The organism is Glutamicibacter sp. MNS18, assembly GCF_026107515.2.
GTDB lineage: Bacteria > Actinomycetota > Actinomycetes > Actinomycetales > Micrococcaceae > Glutamicibacter.
Genome location: NZ_JAPCHW010000008.1, coordinates 70,593 through 91,271 on the forward strand (window position 1 = coordinate 70,593; position 20,679 = coordinate 91,271).

Here is a 20,679-nt window from a genome sequence, read left to right on the forward strand (position 1 = left end):
CGATTACGATTATGATCATGTCCGCTGTTCACGCCGCCCTGACCGCGCGTCGGCTGCTCGCCGAGAGCCCGGCATGGTCCCTGCTGCGCACCGACAACGCCCCGGTGGCCTTCGCGGTCCTCGGTGCCCGGTTCTCCCGGCAACGCCGGCAGGTGCCGGCGGCTGAGCTGATCGAGGCGGTGGAGGCGGACCTGGACGAGCTGCGTGACCGTGGGTTCGAGTTGCCGCAGACCGCCACCTTGTATGTCAGGAGCTGGCTGGCCGACGGGTTCCTGGTCCGCCGTCCAGGGGTAGCCCGCGAGGAGATCTACGAGCTGAGCGACGGGGCGCTGACCGCCCTGCGTTTCATCGAGGACCTGGCCACCCCACGAACCTCGGTCACCGAATCACGCCTGGCCACGATCGTGGACCGGGTGCGCACCCTGAATGTGGAAACGGATCCGGATATCTCCCGCCGGGTGGCCGCACTGCAGGCCGAACGGGACCGCATCGATGCCCGGATCGCGGCCCTGTCCCGAGGGGAGGTCACCGAGGTCGACGAGCAACGGGCCGTGGATTCGGCCACCGATATCCTCTCCCTGGCCTCCCAGTTGCCCGAGGATTTCGCCCGGGTACGGGCCGAACTGGAGAAGATCAACCGCGGGCTGCGGGCCAAGCTGGTCGAGGACCCGGCCTCCCGTGGCAGCGTGCTGGACGACATTTTCCGTGGCGTGGACCTGCTGGCCGAGTCGGATGCGGGACGTTCCTTCTCCGCCTTCCACTCGCTGCTGCTGGACCCGGAGCAAACCCTGGCGGTGGATGAGGACATCGACCAGATGTTGGGCCGCTCCTTCGCCCGCAGGCTCACCGATGCCCAGCGCCTGGCGCTGCGTGACCTGCTGCCCGGGATGCAGGATTCCAGCGCGGAGGTCAGCACCGTGATGACCGCACTGGGCCGCAGCCTGCGCCGATTTGTGCAGTCCGAGGAACTGGCCGAGGACCGCGCCGTCCACCGCCAGCTGCGTAGCACCATGTCCAAGGCCCTGTCCGCGGCCACGGTGCTCAAGCCCTATACCAAGCTGGAGTTGAGCCTGCCGCTGACCGGGGTGCAGGTCTCCTCCCCCAGCGCCATGAGCCTGCACAATCCCACCGACTCGCAAACCGCCACCCCGCTGCAGGTCCACGAATCCTCTTTCGCGGACCTGGCCGCACTGCGCGAGGCGGTGCGTGCCTCGGAAATCGATTTCACCGAAATCACCGAGAACGTCAACCAGGTGCTGGATGAACACGGGTCGGCCACCATCGCCGAGGTGCTGGACCGGTTCCCCGCCACCCAGGGCATCGCCAGCGTGGTGGGGCTACTGGTGCTGGCCGAAAGCCTCGCGCATCCGGCCGGGGACACCCCCGAACCGGTCAGCTGGGCCAGCGGGGATACCACCCGCCATGCCACCGTCCCGCGTTTCCTGTTCCAGGAGAGGATCCAATGAGCGAGAGCACAACCTTCCACACCGAAGCCGGGGTGGAGGACTCGACCAACCGCGATGCCCGGCTCTGGCCCGAGGACACCGGCCAGCTGGCGGCAGCCTCCCGCAAGGTGCTGGTGCAACTGGTCAAGGGTCCCTATGTCTCGGCCGAACGCCACAAGGACGCCTGGCGGGTGCTGCTCACCGACACCGCCGCGATCCGCTCCCGGCTGGCGGACCTGTTCCTGGACCTGGTGCTCGATGAGGCCCAAGGGGTGGGGTTCGTGCGCAACGCACCGGTGCAGGACGGCACCGCACCGCAGGTGGTACGCACCATGGCATTGACCTTCCTGGATACGGCACTGTTGCTTTTCCTGCGCCGTGAACTGCTGCGTGGCTCCGGCGCCCAGCGCGTGTTCATCGGCAAGGACGAGGTCTTCGACCACCTGAACAGCTACAAGGCGAACGAATCCACCGATGAGGCCGGGTTCCTCAAACGCATCAACGCAGCCTGGACCAAGCTGGAAAAGCACAGCCTCTTGCTGCCCACCGGGATCGGCCAGCGCTACGAGATCTCCCCGATCCTGCGCCTGGTCTTCTCCCCGGAGCAGATCAAGGCGGTGGAGGGTGAATACCTGCGGCTGGCCGGTATCCCCGACCTCGACCCACAGGAGCACACCACCGGAGGGAACGGTTCATGAGCACCGGGCTGTATCCGGGCCAATGGCGCCTGGAACATATCGAACTGGCCAACTGGGGCACGTTCTCAGGGCTGCACACCATCAGGGTTCCACGCAAGGGGTTCCTGCTCACCGGTGAATCGGGGTCCGGCAAATCCTCGATTGTCGATGCGATCAGCGCGGTGCTCACCCCGCGTGGCAAGACCCGGTTCAACGCCGCCGCAGCCGATACCAGTACCCGTGGGGCGGACCGTTCGGTGCTCACCTATGTTCGCGGGGCCTGGCGGCGCAGCGCCGATGACCAGACCGGGGAGATCACCAGCCAGTATCTGCGGCCCAAGGCCACCTGGTCCGGTATCCTGCTGCGCTACGCCAACGGCAAGGGCCAAACCTGGACCCTGGTCAAGTTGATGCATGTCAAGGCCGGGGACAACGCCCCGGCAGAAGTGAAGGAAACCTCGATCCTCAGTCCCGTCCCGTTGGGGCTGGACCAGCTGGAACCACATGCCGCCAACGGGTTAAAGGTCCGGGAGCTGAAGGCCGTGTTGCCGGAGGCCACCGTGGATACCGAGCATTCCCGGTTCTCCCGGCGGATCGCCCGTGCCCTGGGACTCACCGGTGAACGAGCCACCCTGCTGCTGCACAAGACCCAGTCGGCCAAGAATCTGGGATCCCTCGATGAATTGTTCCGCAAGTTCATGCTCGATGAACCGGCCACCTTCGCCAAGGCGGATGCCGCCGTGGAGCAATTCACCGAACTGAACGCCGCCCATGAGGCGGTACTGCGCGCCCGCAGGCAGGTGGAGCACCTGCTGCCGCTACGTGCCCAGGGTAGCGAATACGACCAGGCCAGCCAGGATGCCGAACAGGTTGAGCTGCTGCTGGAGAACCTGGAGGCCTTCACCCATTCAAGGCGCCGCGAGCTGACCATCACCGCGATCGACGATGCCACCACCGTCCAGACCACCCGCCGACAGCAGCTGAGGCAAGCCGATGACGCGCACCGGGCGGCTTTGGAGCAGAGCGAGAACTTCCGCGCCCAGGTGGAGCAGCGTGGTGGTCACCAGCTCTCCTTGCTGGATTCCAGGTTGCAGTCCGCCGAGTCGGACCTGGCCAAAACGCAGGCGGACCATACCGAACTGCAGCGCAAGCTGCAGGCCGCGCAGCTGCAGATGCCCGAAGATGGTGCCCAGTACGCCGAGCTGGCCCGGGAGTGCGCCCGGTTGCTGGCCAACGAGGACGGCGAGAAGCAGAGGCTGGATGAACGCTACTCGCGGGCCGGCAGCCTGCGCCTGGGCGCCCAGTCCGAACTGCAGGAAATCGACCGGGACCTGGCCGCGTTGCGCAAGAACCGCTCGAACCTGCCCCGTGACCTGCTTGCCGCACGCCAGCTGATCTGCCAGGACACCGGGCTGGATCCGTCCATGCTGCGTTTCGCCGGTGAGCTCCTGCAGGTCAGCGAGGAATTCGCCGACTGGACCGGAGCCATTGAGCGGGTGCTGCGCCCGCTGGCGTTGGTCATGCTGGTTCCCGCGGCACATGCCCTGGCGGTCTCCAACGCCGTGAACGCCCGTCACCTGGGTGCCTCGCTGCGTTTCGAGACCATTGGCCGTCAGATGCCGGCACCCAAACAGGCCACGGCCAAGGACACCTTGGCGCACCGCATCGAAGTGGCCCCCGGCCCCATGCGCGGTTGGCTGCAGACCCGGCTGGCCGAACGCTTCGACTACAGCTGCGTGGACAGTGTCGAGGCGCTGATGGATGTGCCTCGCGGCGTCACCCTGGCCGGTCAGGTCAAACGCGGCCCGCAGTCCTTCGAGAAGAACGACCGCCACAAGGTCTCGGACCGGCGCCATTGGGTGCTGGGCTTCGACACTGATTCGAAACTGGAACAGTTGCAGGGCGATCGCCAACGGGCCGACACCAGGCTCGAGCAGGCGTTGGCGGCCGAAAAACTCGCCAAACAGGCCGTGGACCTGCACGCCACCCGTTCCTTCGTGGCCGCGGATGTGGCACACCGGCAGTGGGAGGTGTTTGATACCGACCGGGTCCGTCGCCAGATCTCCGAACTGCGCTCGGCGCGCGCCACCCTGCTGGCCGATGACGGGGACCTGCGGACCGCGCAACACGAGCTGGACCAGGCCAGGAAACGCGAGGCCGAGGCCCGGCAGGTCCAGCTGTCCGCGCAACGGGCCGAAATGTCCACCACCACCGTGCTCGAGGGCCTGCAGGCGGCACTGGCCCGGCTGGATGACCAGCCGCAACCCGCCGTGGATCCGGCGATCGGCCTGAAACTGCGCACCGAATTCGATGCAGTCAAGACCCAGCGCATCACCACCCATGAATCGATCGAGACCGACGCCCGCAAGGCCCAAGCGGCGTTGTCCCGGCGCAAGGAGCAGTTGCGCTCCCGGATGGCGGACCTGCACCAGCTGATGTCCAAGGTCATTTCGGGATTCAAGCTTTCCTGGCCGGAATCCGCGCAGGACCTGGCCGATTCGGTGCAGGATCGTGCCGGTTACCTGCAGGTCCTCGGCGCGTTGGAAGCCGACCGGTTGCCCGAATTCGAGGACCGTTTCTTCCAGATGCTGCGCACCCAAACGCAACAGAATATCGCCCAGCTGCGCGAGCTGATCCAACGGGCGGCCCGGGAGATCCGGCAACGGATCGACCCGATCAACTCCTCGCTGCTGCGCAGCTTCTACTCACCGGGGCGCTACCTGCAGATCCGTGTGGAGGATTCCCGTCCGGCCATGGCCACCGACTTCCTGCGGGATCTGAACACCGTGACCACCGGGGCGCTGGCGGTGGAGGAGGACCGAGCCGAGGCCGAGGCCCGTTTCGCGGTGCTCGCCCGGCTGATGACTCAGCTCGGTTCCTCCGAGTCCGCCCACCGGTCCTGGCGCCTGCAGGTGCTGGATGTACGCAACCACGTACGGTTCACCGCGATCGAGGTGGATGCCGAGCACCATGTCATGGATGTCTACGATTCGGGGGCCGGACGGTCGGGCGGACAAAAGCAGAAACTGGTGGTGTTCTGCCTGGCCGCCGCGCTGCGCTATCAGCTGGCTGGGGAATCGAAATTGCCCACCTATGCCTCGATCGTCATGGACGAGGCCTTCGACAAGGCCGATACAAAGTTCACCACGACGGCCATGGACATCTTCTCGGAGTTCGGTTTCCACATGATCCTGGCCACCCCGATGAAGTTGCTGCGCACCCTGGAAGACTATGTCGGCGGGGTGGCTTTGGTCAGCTGTGAGGATTCGAAGGCCTCGCATATTGCCGAAGTCCCCTTCGAACCGACCGACACGGAGCTTGCCGAGCTGCAAGAACCGGACGAGGGAGAAGCCGAAACGGAACCCAGCGAACCGGACGCCCTGTTCTCCTTCGAGGGCACCACCCCGTGATCAGCGTTGCCGAGGCCCGGCTGCGGCTGGGCAAGGTCTACCAGCGCAGGTTCACCGGATGGGCCACGGACCCCTCCGGGGCATTTGAACCGGTGGAGCTGGGGCTCAAACCGCCCACCGACCGACAGGTGAGCCTCGATATGGCGGCCGTGGGCCACTGGCTGCAGGACTGGAGCCGGGTGGACACCGACGGGGTGCGGATCCACTGGGAAACCCGGCGCTGGCCCAACAGCGGCACGCAGAACATTCCGGTACGCCTTGTGGCCGACTCACCGGCGGCCCTGGCCCGCTTCCTCGGCCGGGGCAGGCATTGGCAGCTGCATGCGCAGCGGGCCCGGCGGTTGCTGGAACTCCACCCGCCAGGGGAAGCCGGGTCCGCCGGCTTCGCCGCCGCCGTGGGCAAGGTCCTGGCCAAGGCCGGTGCTCTGGCGGAGCAGGACTTCGACCGGGTTTTCGACGTGCTGGCCTGGCTGGAGGCCAACCCCCACTCGGGGCTATTCCCCCGCCAGCTGCCGGTGCAGGGGATCGATTCCAAATGGCTCGAACGGCATGCAGGGATCGTGCGCCCGGTGAACGTGGCCCTCGGCGGCACCACGGATTTGGGGCTGAAGACCCCGCCCAAGCTCTACCGGGTCAGGTTCCTGGATCGGTCGTTGGCCCCGGGCGGGCTGGATGACCTGATGGCCTCGGGCAGCGCCTTGGCCCGGTTGCCCATCGCCCCGGCCACGGTGCTGGTGATCGAGAACCTGCAGACCTTGTTGTCCCTGCCGCCCATGGACTCGGTGGTGGCGTTGCACGGGGCCGGGTACGACGTGCGCTGGTCGGCTGAACTTCCATGGGTCCGCAGCGCGAGAGTGCTGTACTGGGGCGACCTGGACGCGGACGGGCTGGCCATCCTGGCGGCGCTGCGCGGCGTGCTGCCCACGGTGGTCTCGGTGATGATGGATGCACCGACATTGCAACGCTTCGACCACCTGGCTGTCACGGACCCCAACGGCCCAGGCAACACCGAGCCAAGGGGCCTGACCGCCGGGGAATCAGCGGTCTTCGGGATCCTTCGCGAGAGTGGCGGCATCCGCCTGGAGCAGGAACGCATCGACTGGGGGTATGCGCTTCAGGTCCTTAATCGGGTAGCAACTCGCGTATGACTGGGTCGCCGACTGCAACGAGACGGTCATTGCCCTGATGGCACACCGTGATCCACGAGCGACTGCCTATGCCATTCGGCAGGATCAATACGCGCAGGTTGCCGTAGCCGGCCACCACCTCGGCACATGGCCGCTGCCGGATGGCTCCTTCCCGGGAGGACGATGCCCTGGGTCCCTCACGGGTGATTTCACTTGCGTCATCGTACAAAAAGTTCGAGTCCTTGCGCGTCATGCCGGCCCGGAACTTCGCGCGCACTCCAAAGGTTTCAAGACGAATACTTGACAGCAATAAGTGGTGCACGTTACATTATTCTCCAACGCGCTAACGCGCGTTACTAAATCGAATTAGCAACCAGGTTTTCATCGGATTTCCCACACCGACAACAGCGCAAGGAGGCGGAAGTGCCGCAGCATTCAGTGACCATGGCGGACGTCGCCAAAGCCGCCGGGGTAAGTCGAACCGCCGTTTCCTTTGTTTTGAATCAACGCACCGACGTGAATATCCCCGATGCCACCAGGGAACGCATCAACGTCGTGGCCCGTGAGCTCGGGTACCGCCCCAACGCGGCAGCACGCACCCTGGCCAGCAAGAAAAGCGCCTGGTTCGGCCTGGTCACCGAGATTGCCACCAGTCCTTTTGCCAGTGGTGTCATCAAAGGAGCCCAGCAGGCGGCCTGGCAGGACGGCCGCTTCCTGCTGATCGCCCCGAGCGATGACGAGCCGGGCATGGAGTCGCTGGCCGTCGAAAAGCTCCTGGAACAGCAGATCGGCGGATTGGTCATCGCCGCGTCGTGGCACCGGGAAATCACTGTTCCGGAGAACGCCATGTCGGTTCCTTGTGTCTTGGTCAATTGCTTCGACGCCGACCAGCGTTTCCCGTCAATCGTTCCCGATGAAGTGGGTGGCGGATACACGGCCACGGACATCCTGCTGAAATCCGGCCATACCAACATCGGCCACATCACCCTCACTCCGGGTATTCCGGCTCAAACAGGACGTGAAATCGGGATGAAGAAGGCGCTGGCAGAGGCCGGCATCACCCAGCCGGCATCAAATATCGTCGCTGGCGACGGAACAGCTGACAGTGGTTTCCAAGGAACACGGGAGCTGCTTGAACTCCCCGACCCCCCGACCGCAATTTTCTGCGGCAATGACCGGATAGCCATGGGCGCATATGACGCGATCAAGGAATCCGGACTTCGGGTGGGAACGGACATTTCCATCGTCGGGTTCGACGATCAAGAGATTTTGGCTCCACACCTGAGGCCAAGACTGACAACCATCGCCTTGCCTTTCGAAGAGATGGGCACCGCGGGGGTGTCGTTGCTGAATCAAATGGCAGAGGGCGCACCGATCGACAATCGCCAGATCACCATCGGTTGCCCTCCACGCATTCGTTCATCCGTGGCCGTGCCTGGCCGCAGATGAGCTTCCCCTCCCAGATACATCAGATGATTGGACGAGGAACTTCCATGATAGTCAAACATTTACGACGGGCGCACCTCATCGCGGCCACGGCAACATTGGCCGGGGCACTGGCCTTGACCGGATGCACCAGCAGCGGTTCCGGGACAGCAGATGCCCAAGGCTCCGGGGCCAGTACGGCACTGCTCACGATTCCCCGCGAGGACATGGGAACCTTCTCGCGGAACTTCAACCCGTTCTCCCCCAACGCTGCCCCGATGACCGGCCAGTCGATCTACGAATCGATGCTGATCTACAACCCGGCCAACGGCGATACCGTACCGTGGCTGGCTACCGAGTGGGAGGCCGGAGACGACGGCAAATCGCTGACCTTCACCTTGCGCCCCGGGGTCAAGTTCTCCGACGGCACCGACCTGTCCTCCGCGGACGTGAAGCTCTCGGTAGAACTGCAAAAGCAGCTCATGGGCGGTTACGACTACCTGGAATCGATTGAGACACCGGATGATTCCACGGTGGCCTTCACGTTCTCACGGGCCTTTTCACCTGCGCTCTACGAGATCGGCCAGCAGTTGGTCATCCCTTCCCATATCTGGTCGGAATTCGAATCACCTGGCAACGAGGAAAATCCCGCTCCGGTAGGTACCGGCCCCTACACCGAGATCGCCAATTTCCAGGCGCAATCCTTCGAGCTGCAGAAGAACCCCCATTACTGGCAGCCGGAGAAGCAGAAGATCAACGGCATCCGCATGTTGGCCTTCGCCGGAAATGACGGCGCGAACCTCGCCGCGATCTCGGGAGATGTGGACTGGGCCCCGCAGTACATGCCGGACATCCAAACCACGTATGTCGACAAGGACCCGGAGCACCGCCACTACTGGTTCCCGCCCACCGGCGCGGAAATCAACTGGCAGCTCAATACCACCAAGGACGAATTCTCCGATGTCCGGGTCCGCAAGGCCCTGAGCATGGCCTTGGATCGTGAACAAATCGTCCAGGTGGGCATGGCCGGCTACACGACCCCTGCCGACTGCACAGGGTTGTCGGGCAGCTACGACGAATGGCGCGATACCGCTCTGGTCGAATCCTGCGATTGGACCGAACGTGACTTGGACGCTGCCGCCGCGCTGCTGGATGAGGCGGGCTACACCCTGGATTCCGCAGGAGTGCGCACCACTCCGGCAGGCAAGCCCTTCGCCTTTGACATCTCGGTGGGATCAACCTCGTCGGATTGGCTGTCGGTCGCCAACATCATCGCGCAGAACCTTGAGGATATCGGGATCCAGGCCACCGTTGATTCACCGGACTGGGCCGCAGTCTCGGCCAGCTACGAAACCGGCGAATTCGATACCGGGATCGTGTGGAGCGCCAATTCACCCACCCCGTACCACTACTACCTTGACCTGATGGGCGAGCAGAAGGTCGAGCCTGTCGGAACCCAGACCTTCGACAACTACCACCGCTTCGGTGATCAGCGTGCCGATGAACTGCTCGACGCATTCGTCGCCACCGGCGACGAGGCGGAACAACGCCAGATCATTAACGACGTGCAGAGCCTGTACAACGAACTGGCCCCGGTCGTGCCGCTGTTCCCCGGCCCGGAGTGGGGCGCCTACACAACCGCGAACTTCGTCGGCTGGCCCAACGAGGACAACCCCTACGCAACGTTGAGCACCCGTTCACCCACGACCGTGCTGATACTGACCACTCTCGAACCCGCGAAATAGCATCGGCCCCTCCTGATTCGGTCCGACCATTCGTGAAGGACGCAAACATGAACTTCCTCTTCCGGCGGATAGGTTTTTACCTCCTGGCCTTCTGGGCATCCGTCACCTTGAATTTCCTTCTCCCGCGTTTCATGCCGGGCGACCCGGTCACCCGTATGCTTTCACGTTCGCAGCAGCGCCTGGAACCCCACCAGGTGGAAGCACTTCGCACCATGATGGGCGTTGACGGCGGTGCGCTGATCCCGGAGTACTTCAGCTACCTCGGTCGCATCCTGCGCGGCGACTTCGGAACCTCCATTTCCCGGTTCCCCACCCCGGTTTCCGAGGTTATCGCCTCGCAGCTGCCCTGGACGCTGCTGTTGGGCGGCACCTCGCTGGTCATCGCGGTCATCCTGGGCAACCTCCTGGGTATCCTGGCCGCCTGGCGGCGTGGCGGAATCCTGGATTCCGTAACCCCGCCCCTGCTGGTCTTCATCGGCTCCTTCCCGTACTTCTGGCTGGCCATGGGCGCGCTGTACGTCTTCGGTATCAATATGGGGGTCGCCCCGCTTCGGCACGCCTTCTCGGTGGGTCTGGTACCGGGATGGAACCTGGAATTCATTGCCGACGTGGCCGCGCACCTGGTCTTGCCGGCGCTGACCATCGTGCTGGTGTCACTCGGCGGCTGGATGCTCGGGATGCGCAATACGATGATTGCCACCAATTCCGAGGACTACATCCTCATGGCCGAGGCCAAGGGCCTGCGTCCGCACCGGGTCATGCTCAATTATGCTGCCCGTAATGCGATGCTGCCCTCGGTGACCAACGTGGGAATGAGCCTGGGATTCATCGTCGGCGGGGCGCTGCTGACCGAAGTGGTCTTCGCCTATCCGGGCGTGGGCTACCAGCTCCTGGCAGCCGTCCAGGGTCTGGACTACCCGCTCATGCAGGGCATGTTCCTGACCATTACCGCCGCCGTACTGATCGCAAATTTCCTAGTCGACTTGGTATATGTCCGACTTGATCCCCGAGTCCGGAAAGCCTGAGAACCATGAGCCAGAACGCAACATTTTCCCAGCCTTCACCCGACGACGAGGCGTTGGCCGATCCGACCAGCAACAGGACGCGTCTGGGGCTCGTCCGCATGCTGCGGACACTGCTACGCAACGGCAAGGCCGTGGCGGGACTGTCCATCCTTGCCGTGTTCATCGCCCTGGCCCTGCTGGCACCGGTCTTCTTCCCCGACGATCCCTCGCGCATCACCTCGGCCGGGGCCAGCGCGCCCAGCCTCGAACACTGGCTGGGAACCACGGCCAAGGGCCAGGACGTCCTGGCCCTGACGTTGTGGGGCTCCCGATCCTCGCTGTATGTAGGCTTCGCGGCCGGTATCCTCTCCACCGTGATCGGTGTCCTGGTCGGTTTGACCGGCGCCTACTTCGGCAAGAGCCTGGACGAGGCGCTGTCCCTGCTGACCAATGTGTTCCTGCTGGTTCCCGGGCTGCCGCTGCTGGTCATCCTGGCCGCGTTCATGCCCCCGGGCCTCGGCACCGTGATCGTGGTGTTGGTCATTACCGGGTGGGCAGGCAGTGCCAGGGTCATGCGTTCGCAGGCCCTGTCCATCCGCGGTAAGGACTACGTGTCCGCCGCACTGGTTTCCGGTGAACGCCCGCTGCGCATCATGATCCGCGAGATCCTTCCGAATATGGCCTCGGTCGTGATGACCACGTTGCTGGGCTGCGTCATCGGTTCCATCGGCGCCCAGGCAGGTCTCGAATTCCTTGGCTTGGGCGATGTCAACACGATCTCCTGGGGAACCAATCTGTTCTGGGCCACCAGTGACGGCTCACTGATGCTCGGCCAGTGGTGGATCTTCGTTCCTTCCGGCCTGGCCATCGCGCTGGTTGCCTTCGCCTTGGCGCTGTGCAACTACGCCGTGGACGAGATCACCAACCCGCGTCTACGCAGGCCCAAGCACGCTGTGACGACCACTTCTGCTACCGCAGTGCACAGAGAGGATTCGAAATGAGCGTCCCGGTATTGGAAATCCAGGATCTGACCGTCGAATACGTCAGCGACGAACGCGCGGTCACCGGTGCCGACCGGGTGAGCTTCACGATTCATCCCGGCGAGATCTTCGGCTTGGCCGGTGAATCCGGGTGCGGTAAGTCCACGATCGCGAACTCGATCATGCGGTTGCTCAAGGCCCCGGCACAAATCACCAACGGCAAGATCCTTTTCGACGGTGCCGATGTGCTGAGCATGAACGACTCGTCGTTACGCTCCTGGCGGTGGAACCAGGTCGCCATGGTGTTCCAGTCGGCCATGAACTCGCTGAACCCGGTCACCCGCATCGGAGAACAATTCATCGATGTGATCCGGACTCACCGTGGGGGTTCCAGGGCCTCGGCACTCCAGCGCGCCCGCGAGCTGCTTCAGATGGTGCACATCGATCCGACACGGCTCAAGTCGTACCCGCACCAGCTTTCCGGAGGCCAACGGCAGCGTGTGGTCATCGCCATGGCCTGTGCCCTGAATCCGCGGCTGCTGATCCTCGATGAACCCACCACCGCCCTGGATGTGGTGGTGCAGCAGGAGATCCTGGAACAGATCCGTGAATTGCAGCAGGAGCTGGGCTTCGCGATCCTGTTCATCACCCACGACATGTCCTTGATGCTTGAGCTTTCGGACCACATTGGCATCATGTACGGGGGCCGCATGGTCGAGCTTGCCCCCGCCGACACGTTGCGCCACGGACCCCGGCACGCCTACACGCAGGCCCTGCTCAATGCCTTCCCGCCATTACATGGACCCCGGGTAAAACTCACCGGCCTGTCCGAAGACACCACGTTCACAGACATCCAGGATCTGGAGCTGGTCGGCGACAACCATTGGGTCGCTCCTGCCCGGAAAACCACATCGGCACTAGGAGAATCGCTATGACTGCAGCCACAGCGCAGCCACGAGCCGGTCAGCCGGCCGTCAGCATCCGTTCCCTGAGCAAATCCTTCACCGCCTCGACATTCCTCCGCCGCAAGCAGGTCCCTGCCTTGCGTGACATCGACCTGGAGATGCGGCAAGGCGAAATCGTGGCCCTGGTCGGCGAATCGGGTTCCGGCAAATCGACGCTCGCCCGTTGCCTTGCCATCCTGGAGACACCGGATTCCGGCGAGATCCGTGTGCATGGGAAAAAGATCAACGGCCTGGGAGGGGCTGCCGCCCGCAGGTACCGCAGCGATGTGCAGATGATCTTCCAGGATCCCTTCGGTTCCTTGAACCCGACCTTCCGTGTGGAGCACATCCTGCAACGGGCCCTGGCCCTGCACCAGCCCAAGCTGACATCGAGCCGCGCCGAAATGGTACGGCTGGTGACTACCGTTGGGCTGGCCCCGGAAGTGCTGGGGTCCTTCCCCCACGAGTTATCCGGCGGCCAGCGCCAGCGCATCGCGATCGCCCGGGTGCTCGCAGCCAAGCCAAGTGTCATCCTGGCCGATGAACCAACCTCGATGCTCGACGTTTCGGTACGGATCGGGGTGCTGAACCTGCTGCATAAGCTGCGCGACGAACACGGGATCACGATCCTCTACGTCACCCACGATCTGGCCTCCGCACGCTACCTGGCCGACAGGATTGCCGTGCTCCATGAAGGGCGCATCGTGGAATCGGGGGAATCGGTCCAACTGCTTGATTCACCCACCCACCCCTACACCAGACTGCTGGTCGGGGCGGTTCCCAACCCTGATCGCGATCACAGCCTCGATGCCCAAAGCAGGGCGGCTCTACGCCAGCAAATCAAGGACTGGTCCGAAGGCCGGAATCTGCGCAAGCGCGTCATCAACGAGGAGGCCCAGCACTGGGTACTGTCGGATGGGAGTGGAGCGTGATGGGCAAGACCCCGCCACAGGACGATAATCCCGGTGTGGCCCGGCGCAGTGTTGTCACCACCCTCGCCTCGGCCACCGCACTGGGTTTGACCGGTTTGGCCGCAGCCCCTGCATCAGCCGCATCCCTCGGGGGAAACGTGGCAAGGAGAACAAGTAACGTGTCCTATCGTCCCCATTACCATTTCAGCGTCCCGGACAACTGGAAGAACGACCCGCAACGCCCGATCCACATCGATGGCGAGTACCTCTACTACTACCTCTACAACCGGGACTACATCCAAGGCGGAGCCGGCACCAGCTGGCGGCTGGCCACCACCACCGACCACGTACATTTCTCCGACCGTGGCGTCGCCCTGGAGAAATCGACCAACGCCAATGGTGATTGCTGGTCTGGGTCGCTTGTCGTTGACCAGAACAACACCGCCGGATACGGCAAGGGTGCGGTCATCGCCCTGGTCACCCAGGCCCCGGATGGCGTCCAGGCCCAATACCTCTGGTACTCCACCGACAAGGGACGCAGTTTCAAACCAGGCGGGCTCGAACCGGTGCTACCCAACCCGGGAACACACGATTTCCGTGATCCCAAGGTCATCTGGGATTCGGCGCATTCCCAATGGGTACTGTTGAACGCCGAAGGGGATCGCATCGGCATCTACACCTCCCGGAACCTGAAAAAGTGGAAGCGTACCGGCGAGTTCGTCGAAACCGGTCTCGGCCTGCTCGAATGCCCGGACCTGTTCCGGATCAGGTCCTCCGACGGGAAGCTGTTGTGGGTGCTTGGCGTCAGCGCCAACGGCAAACCACGCGATCTGCCCGCCACCTACGCCTACTGGGTGGGCTCCTTCGACGGGGCATCCTTCACAACCCGTGATTCGGAACCCCAGTGGCTCGATTGGGGATTCGATTTCTATGGGGCAGTCACTTACCCGGATTACGACGAAAACGGCAAGGAGAATCCCTCGCTGCGTCGCGTGATTGGCTGGGCGAATTTCTGGGACTACCCGCACAATGCGCCGAGCATGGCAGTGGACGGGTACAACGGGGATGACATGATCGTACGCGAGGTACGCATGGTCAGCGGCCACGACGGATACTATCTCGCCTCGGTTCCGGTGAGCCAGTTGCGCCAGCTGGCCGGTGAGACCACCAGGTACAAGCCCCTGCGGGTCACCAACAGCCTGGAGCTGGAGGTTTCGCATCGGGCCTACGAGCTGGAATGCGAACTGGTCTGGGATGCCGACAATCCCCCGGAGAATGTCGGATTCGAGCTCTGCCGGGCCGAGACCGGGACCCGCCATGTGGCTGCAGGATTGTATCTTGCCGAGGGGTTTGCCTACCTCAACCGTAAACCCACCCACAATCCGGGCGACAAGAGCGAGACCCAAAGCCCCATCTCGGTCCCCGAGGGGCGCATCAGGGTGCGGATACTCGTGGATACCTCCAGTGTTGAGGTGTTCTTCGGCGACGGGCGGATCGTCCACTCACATCGGGTATTCCCCTTGGCCACGGACACCGGAATCAAGTTGTTCGTCGCCGGCGGTGAGGCGACATTCAACAGCATGGTTGTGCGTGAGTTGTCTTTCAGGTAGTCGGCCCACCCATGATGCCACGGAAAGCCCGGGTACGGTGCGGCTCCGTCCATCATGGGTGCAGCAGGCGTTGGTCTCGGTGATGATGGATATCGAAACCCTGGAGACGTTCCGCCATCTCGGATTGAGGGAGCCGAATGGAGCAGGTCAGAGCATCCCGGCCGGCCTGAGGGCTGCGGAAGTCGACATGTTATCGCTTCTTCGGGAACAGGATGGGCTGAGACTCGAACAGGAACGCGTGAATGTGGCCCACACATTGGAGAAGGTCCATGGCCTGCTGCGCGACGGCACCTCGGGTTGGGCTGCAGGAGGTGCTCGGTGAGGACGCGCCGCGTCCTCACCCGATGCTGCCAGGAACTACATACCGGCACCTTCAACCAGTTGCTGCGCGGCACGACGGGCCGCCCGGAGTTTGGCCTCACTGATGGGATCATGGCCATATCCAGCGCGCGTCTTCATGGACAGCAGCATCTCGAGCAGTCGTGATGCCTCCCGATCGAGCCCGGCAGAAAGGGCCACAGCACCCCTGTGGTCTTCTCCCCTGGATTGCACCGTCAGTCGCTTTCCACACAGCACGTCGGCGGCCTCGATCCCCGCATGAACTTACAAGGTCACTGCCGCGTCTGCAATTTCCGAGTCGCTCTCGGCAAGGTCGCACGCATCATGGGCAACCCGAATGAATTGACGGGCTTTCGCCAAGCACCCTTCCCAAACAACCCGATCCGATCCGATCCGATCCGAAGGAACAGTACGCACCAAGTTGTGCCGGGGTGTCATGTCGGGCACCGGGTATCCCGTATGCGGCACCGCAACCATTCCGCATCACCGACCAGGTCGACCCGATCGTCAAGTATCGATTGGAATATCGGCGCATCGGCCACCTCGGCGGCCTAGTAAACCAGCGGACGCACATCATTACCGGTCCATGCCCGGATGGTATCGGCCAACGCACCACTGAGGTCAAGTCCCTCTTCTTCGACGCCATCGCGGAAAACGAACAACAAGTCGATATCGCTGTCCGAGCGCATGTCGTTGCGTGCCGCGGAACCGAACAGCTTCGCCGTCGAGGGCTGCAGGCACCATGCCGAGATCATCGCCCGTATTCGATCGATCAATCCCTGGCGCGTGTCGGCTATTGCGCAGATGAATTCCACCAGCAGATGTTCACGGTTCAGGGCATACAAATGGACACGAGGAATCACACGCTGGTTCAAGACACCCTGGTCGGCCAATCGTTTGGCCGCAATACGAATCCCGGGCAGGGATCCCTCCTCCGGGATCAGTGCATGGATTCGCAAGACTGTCAGTTCGGCATCAACACGGGCCGGCACCAACAGGACCTGCGAATCGAGCCCGGTAGGGCTCAACGCGGCGAACGGGTTCTGCAACCGCATGATTGCCCCTTCCTGGTTCCAGGTCACCAGCCGCCCATGCCTAGGGAACTAACCGATCATTCATCTAAATAAACACCTGTGGAAAAATTTGTACAATACCCGTCGAGCGCTGCACCAGTCTTGGGAGAATCACGTTGGCGGGGTTCCACCCGGAAAGACCGGTTGGCAGTCCCCGAAAATCCTGTCATTATCTGCAGGGATAGCGGAAATATACCCTTCGGCTTGATCGGGAAAACGTCAACTCGGCAACCCCCGAAGACAGAACGAACAGTTGTTGCCAACCGGGACGAGCAGACAATTGATCATGCCACGAACCGTGATCCTCAAGCCGCTGCTCATGCAAGGCGGCAAGATGAATGCGCATGCCCTCGGGGCTGATCGCGCGCGAAGGATCAGCGCGCAGGTCGTCGTAGGCGGCAACGACCTCGGTACGTAGCCACTGCTGGACGGCTTCTTCCCGAGAGAACAACGCCCTGAGTCCTTCGCGTATGATTTCACTTTCGCTCGCATAGGCCTCGGAGGCAACGCGCTCCTTCAGGACAGCAGCCATACCCACGGGAAGGGTGATGCTCAGCTGCTCCGTGGTACGTATGTATCCTTCTCACCTTCGATATGATTCATTCCCACTTTTCGTATTCGCAGTGGAGCAGAGAGGGGCGCCGAGGGAGCGGATTCCGGCTGCGGCCACACACGGAGTCCGGCGACAGCAATCGTGTCGAAGTGATCAAGCCAGGAACCCCGCGAGCAATAACATGGTCTTATGTTTCCTCATCCCCCCAGGTATTGAAGTCATTGACCGGTTCTCCGAGTTGAAGGGCGAGCTGGTGTCCTACGCACTGTCCGACGATGTCGCACGACACCTCAGGCGCCACTTCGCCGACGTTCGACCGATGATGGAACAAGGCGCTCTCACGCCAGATGGAGCCGTCGACTCTTCGTTTTCGACTACTCATTTGACGATGGAAGTTCACTGGTCGATCGTTTCCTCAAGCGAACGACGATCGCGGATTCGGACCTTGAGTACATCCGTGGCATGCAACGGAACATCGTCTCAGTTTTCACTGTTCTTGAACCACCACGGAAGGACAAGGCAGACGGGTTCGAGATAGTGCGGGTACGCTGCTGCCAGTCGGACCTCGAACACCTTGTGGTTCCAACGGTCGAGGGCAGCCTGGCCACGCTGACCGAAGGCATGTTCCTCATAGGGCGATTCTGCCCCATTGCCGGCACGGCGTTCTGGACTCCCAGCGGACCGACGAACCTGCTCCCGGCCAGTGCCCACCCCACGGTTGCCGCAATGGTCCAGGAGGACGTGCTCAAACACCCGGAACTGACACACCGCAACCCGGAGTACCTCCAGCCGGCCAGGGAACAGACCGCGCAGATCCACGAGCGTTTCATCGCCCAGAACGCGACGAATCTGATCTTCGGGTCCGGAGAAAACCTCGCCCGAAGGTACGCGGACGCCGCGGTCGATAGTGCCAATCCGAAGGCCGATGCAGAACACCTGGAAAGCTCCCATGACATGGTGGTCAAGGGGTTCATGGACTCGCCGATCGCCGATGAAACGGGGGTCGCCTTGTACAGCCATCCGTTGGGCGGACTGAGTTTTTGTTCGCGGGGTGAAGCGTTCGCCACGGCCTTGTCCACCGCGGCACGACCGGACTCCGATGCCATGGATTTGGTGCGAGAGTATCTGCAGGATGACTCCATCCCGCCACGGTTCATCGAGCAGGTGATCATCGAACGGCTTCCGACCTCACAAGCGGCGCTGGCTCACATCCTGGAGTCACCGGATTTCACCTGGGAAGTGGACGGCCAACGGGTCCTTGACCAGTTGCCCGGGGAGTTGGAACCGCATAATACGTTGGCCATTCTTCCCCTGATCTGCCGCCCGGAAGGATAACCTGGCAGGCGGTTGTCGATGGCCAACGCCCGCATCGCCACGGATCAGCCGGGAGGGCTGTCGAGCGCTTGCGAGAATCCGCCAGATCCTGCGGGAAGAGACGGTTCCGGGGAACCGTCCGCCCAAGGCCGGGACAAAGTCGTCCTCCTCAGGTTCACCGTGGAGGCAACCTACCTTGCGAGAATAGTGGGGAACGAAACCGCCCGAACCGAAGGAGCCACCATTGATCCCCGTCATCGTGCTGACCGGCTATCTGGGCGCGGGCAAGACCAGCCTGCTCAACCGGCTGTTGACCCGCCCGGGAACACGCGTGGGGGTCATCATCAATGACATCGGCAAGGTCAATGTGGATACCGGGCTGATCACCGGCCAGGTGGATGCGGCCGAATCCATCGCCGGCGGCTGCGTCTGTTGCCTTCCGGATAGCGGCGGCCTGGACGAGCTGTTGGAAAAGCTGGCACAACCCCGCCTGCGTCTGGACGCGATCATCGTGGAAGCCAGCGGTGCGGCAGACCCGTTGAATGTGGATCGGCTCCTGCGCTTCGGCAACGCCAAGGGCATACGCCCCGGTGGCATCATCGACGTGGTGGACGCCGTGGAACACCGCCATACCGTGGACACCGCGGCCCTGGCGCCCGCCCGCTTCACCGCCACCAGCCTGGTGGTGGTGAACAAGATGGACCGGATCGCCCCGGAGCACCGGCAAGAGACCCTGCGCCAGATCAGCGCCCGGATCCGCGAAAGCAACCCGTCAGTGGCCATTGTGCCCACATCCCACGCGGCCCTGGACCCGGATCTGGTGTTCGACGTGGCCCAGGGCGAGGACCCCACCGATGAACTTCCGCTGGCTGCCGCGTCCCGTGCGGCGCACGACCACGCTGCGGCGCCCCATGCCCGGGCCGTGACCGTCCGCTGCCCGGCACCGGCCGATCCTGGCGCCCTGCTCGATCTGCTCGAGTCCCCACCCGCCACGGTGTATCGCCTCAAGGGGCACGCCAAGCTGCGTCTTGCCAACGGCGAACGGCGCTACCTGGTCAATATGGTGGGGCGTTCGATCCACCTCTCACCGGCCCGACCCGGCAGTGACCCGGCCGATGACGCCCTGGTGGCCGTGGGAATGAACCTGGATGAACACGCGGCAACTGCGGCTTTGGATACCGCGCTGGCCCCGGCCACCGAACCGCCCACACCCCGGAGCCTGACCCGCCTGGAACGCCGGGTGATCCTCAGCAATAATGCGCAGGCCCCCGAAGCTGGAAAACCATAAGCACCATGGAACGTTCGTAGGAACTTTCGATAGCATATGTCCCAGGCCCTGCTCAAGGGGCACGACGTCGACATACCCGATCAGGCATGTCTACCCGTCAATCCTTGGCCTACCGCAGTGCGGCTACCGGGGATCGAGACCGGTATTTGTCGTACCCTGACGGAGGTAAGCATGGCGGAGCGATTCGCCAAATCGCACATCGCCGAGTGGGCGGCCGAGTTCCTCGGAGCCCGCGAACGGCGCACTTATTCGGAAGGCTATGGCTGGAGCCGGGGCATGCCGATCATCATGGCCCGGGGCAACGAACCGCTGGAGGATGCCATGGTCCTGATGGCCACGCATCCCGGACCAGCGCTGATCACCTCGATCGACCCGGTAAACCTGCTACTGCGTTTCCTGCATGTCTCCACGCCCACCGACGCACTGAAGGATGTGGCGGCGAGCGATTCGGCAGGGAGCGGCTAAGGGAACGGCCACCGAAGGTGCCGGCTTCCAGGCGAGGAAAGCCGGCACCTGGCAAAAAATAGAGGCCGCATCAGCGACCTTGTGTTACCCGGGATCTCCACCGGATACGCATACACCTACCGGGGGGATGAATGCATGGCATCCTTGCCCAACCATTGTGAATGATCGAACTATACGAGAACAGCAGCCCCTTAGTGCCCCGAATACGCCCCGGTCGGTGACATCGCACACTGCGCCACGACTAGATATTCCGTTTGCGGCATATAACCTTTGGCAATGACTGCCCATAAGAAGAGCCGGATTCAGGTCCCGATAGCCACAGGCGATCCCCAAGCCTCCCGAGTGAAACATCACTGGAACAAGGTGGTG

General features: G+C 63.1%; 18 protein-coding genes. 15 read left to right on the plus strand and 3 right to left on the minus strand.

Going from position 1 to position 20,679, the window contains the following annotated elements:
• Positions 1 to 17 precede the first annotated feature (17 nt).
• From OK351_RS12565 to OK351_RS12580, 4 genes are read left to right on the plus strand one after another with little or no spacing between them, the layout of a single operon-like run.
• A complete protein-coding gene (locus OK351_RS12565; RefSeq protein ID WP_265159444.1) occupies positions 18 to 1,466 on the plus strand; it encodes a DUF3375 domain-containing protein in 1,449 nt (482 codons plus the stop codon).
• Entirely contained in the window at positions 1,463 to 2,143 is a 681-nt protein-coding gene (locus OK351_RS12570; RefSeq protein ID WP_265159446.1) for a DUF4194 domain-containing protein, read from the plus strand. Before OK351_RS12565 ends, OK351_RS12570 begins: the two co-directional genes overlap by 4 nt.
• Positions 2,140 to 5,532, plus strand: coding sequence for an ATP-binding protein (locus OK351_RS12575; protein WP_265159448.1), 3,393 nt, complete (start codon positions 2,140 to 2,142; stop codon positions 5,530 to 5,532). The genes OK351_RS12570 and OK351_RS12575 overlap by 4 nt, the downstream gene beginning before the upstream one ends.
• Positions 5,529 to 6,680, plus strand: a complete 1,152-nt coding sequence (locus OK351_RS12580; protein WP_265159450.1) for a Wadjet anti-phage system protein JetD domain-containing protein — start codon at positions 5,529 to 5,531, stop codon at positions 6,678 to 6,680. Before OK351_RS12575 ends, OK351_RS12580 begins: the two co-directional genes overlap by 4 nt.
• Here OK351_RS12580 and OK351_RS12585 read toward each other — a convergent pair.
• Positions 6,655 to 6,981, minus strand: a complete 327-nt coding sequence (locus OK351_RS12585; protein WP_265159452.1) for a hypothetical protein — start codon at positions 6,979 to 6,981, stop codon at positions 6,655 to 6,657. The two genes, OK351_RS12580 and OK351_RS12585, sit on opposite strands and share 26 nt — an antisense overlap.
• Before the next feature lie 101 nt (positions 6,982 to 7,082).
• On the opposite strand from OK351_RS12585, the gene OK351_RS12590 reads away from it, so the two are divergent.
• From OK351_RS12590 to OK351_RS12625, 8 genes are read left to right on the plus strand one after another with little or no spacing between them, the layout of a single operon-like run.
• Positions 7,083 to 8,108, plus strand: a complete 1,026-nt coding sequence (locus OK351_RS12590; protein ID WP_265159454.1) for a LacI family DNA-binding transcriptional regulator — start codon at positions 7,083 to 7,085, stop codon at positions 8,106 to 8,108.
• Positions 8,109 to 8,152: 44 nt separating this feature from the next.
• Positions 8,153 to 9,829: an ABC transporter substrate-binding protein gene (locus OK351_RS12595; RefSeq protein ID WP_265159456.1), complete on the plus strand. Its 1,677-nt coding sequence runs from the start codon at positions 8,153 to 8,155 to the stop codon at positions 9,827 to 9,829.
• 47 nt (positions 9,830 to 9,876) lie between these two features.
• Positions 9,877 to 10,854 carry an ABC transporter permease gene (locus OK351_RS12600; protein WP_265159458.1) on the plus strand — a complete coding sequence of 326 codons (978 nt, stop codon included), beginning with the start codon at positions 9,877 to 9,879 and terminating at the stop codon, positions 10,852 to 10,854.
• Positions 10,855 to 10,859: 5 nt separating this feature from the next.
• On the plus strand, positions 10,860 to 11,834 hold the full coding sequence (locus OK351_RS12605) for an ABC transporter permease (RefSeq protein ID WP_265159460.1): 975 nt from the start codon (positions 10,860 to 10,862) through the stop codon (positions 11,832 to 11,834).
• Positions 11,831 to 12,748 (plus strand): ABC transporter ATP-binding protein, encoded by a 918-nt coding sequence (locus OK351_RS12610; RefSeq protein ID WP_265159462.1) that lies wholly within the window; start codon positions 11,831 to 11,833, stop codon positions 12,746 to 12,748. Before OK351_RS12605 ends, OK351_RS12610 begins: the two co-directional genes overlap by 4 nt.
• The gene (locus OK351_RS12615) at positions 12,745 to 13,689 is read left to right on the plus strand and encodes an ABC transporter ATP-binding protein (protein ID WP_265159464.1); all 945 of its coding nucleotides are present in this window, start codon (positions 12,745 to 12,747) and stop codon (positions 13,687 to 13,689) included. The genes OK351_RS12610 and OK351_RS12615 overlap by 4 nt, the downstream gene beginning before the upstream one ends.
• Positions 13,689 to 15,278 (plus strand): glycoside hydrolase family 32 protein, encoded by a 1,590-nt coding sequence (locus OK351_RS12620; RefSeq protein WP_265159592.1) that lies wholly within the window; start codon positions 13,689 to 13,691, stop codon positions 15,276 to 15,278. Before OK351_RS12615 ends, OK351_RS12620 begins: the two co-directional genes overlap by 1 nt.
• The gene (locus OK351_RS12625; protein WP_265159466.1) at positions 15,259 to 15,600 is read left to right on the plus strand and encodes a Wadjet anti-phage system protein JetD domain-containing protein; all 342 of its coding nucleotides are present in this window, start codon (positions 15,259 to 15,261) and stop codon (positions 15,598 to 15,600) included. The genes OK351_RS12620 and OK351_RS12625 overlap by 20 nt, the downstream gene beginning before the upstream one ends.
• 568 nt (positions 15,601 to 16,168) lie before the next feature.
• Here the strand turns inward: OK351_RS12625 and OK351_RS12630 are convergent.
• Together OK351_RS12630 and OK351_RS12635 are read right to left on the minus strand one after the other, a co-directional pair.
• Positions 16,169 to 16,672 (minus strand): nucleotidyltransferase family protein, encoded by a 504-nt coding sequence (locus OK351_RS12630; protein ID WP_265159468.1) that lies wholly within the window; start codon positions 16,670 to 16,672, stop codon positions 16,169 to 16,171.
• Positions 16,673 to 16,859: 187 nt separating this feature from the next.
• Positions 16,860 to 17,222: a ribbon-helix-helix domain-containing protein gene (locus OK351_RS12635; protein ID WP_265159470.1), complete on the minus strand. Its 363-nt coding sequence runs from the start codon at positions 17,220 to 17,222 to the stop codon at positions 16,860 to 16,862.
• A gap of 483 nt (positions 17,223 to 17,705) precedes the next feature.
• Between OK351_RS12635 and OK351_RS12640 the strand changes: the two genes are divergently transcribed.
• The 3 genes from OK351_RS12640 (at position 17,706) to OK351_RS12650 (ending at position 20,310) form a co-directional block, all read left to right on the plus strand.
• Positions 17,706 to 18,578, plus strand: a complete 873-nt coding sequence (locus OK351_RS12640) for a hypothetical protein (RefSeq protein WP_265159472.1) — start codon at positions 17,706 to 17,708, stop codon at positions 18,576 to 18,578.
• A gap of 223 nt (positions 18,579 to 18,801) precedes the next feature.
• Positions 18,802 to 19,845 carry a CobW family GTP-binding protein gene (locus tag OK351_RS12645; RefSeq protein ID WP_265159474.1) on the plus strand — a complete coding sequence of 348 codons (1,044 nt, stop codon included), beginning with the start codon at positions 18,802 to 18,804 and terminating at the stop codon, positions 19,843 to 19,845.
• A 171-nt stretch (positions 19,846 to 20,016) separates the two neighbouring features.
• Positions 20,017 to 20,310, plus strand: a complete 294-nt coding sequence (locus OK351_RS12650; protein ID WP_265159476.1) for a hypothetical protein — start codon at positions 20,017 to 20,019, stop codon at positions 20,308 to 20,310.
• The last annotated feature ends 369 nt before the right edge of the window (positions 20,311 to 20,679 follow it).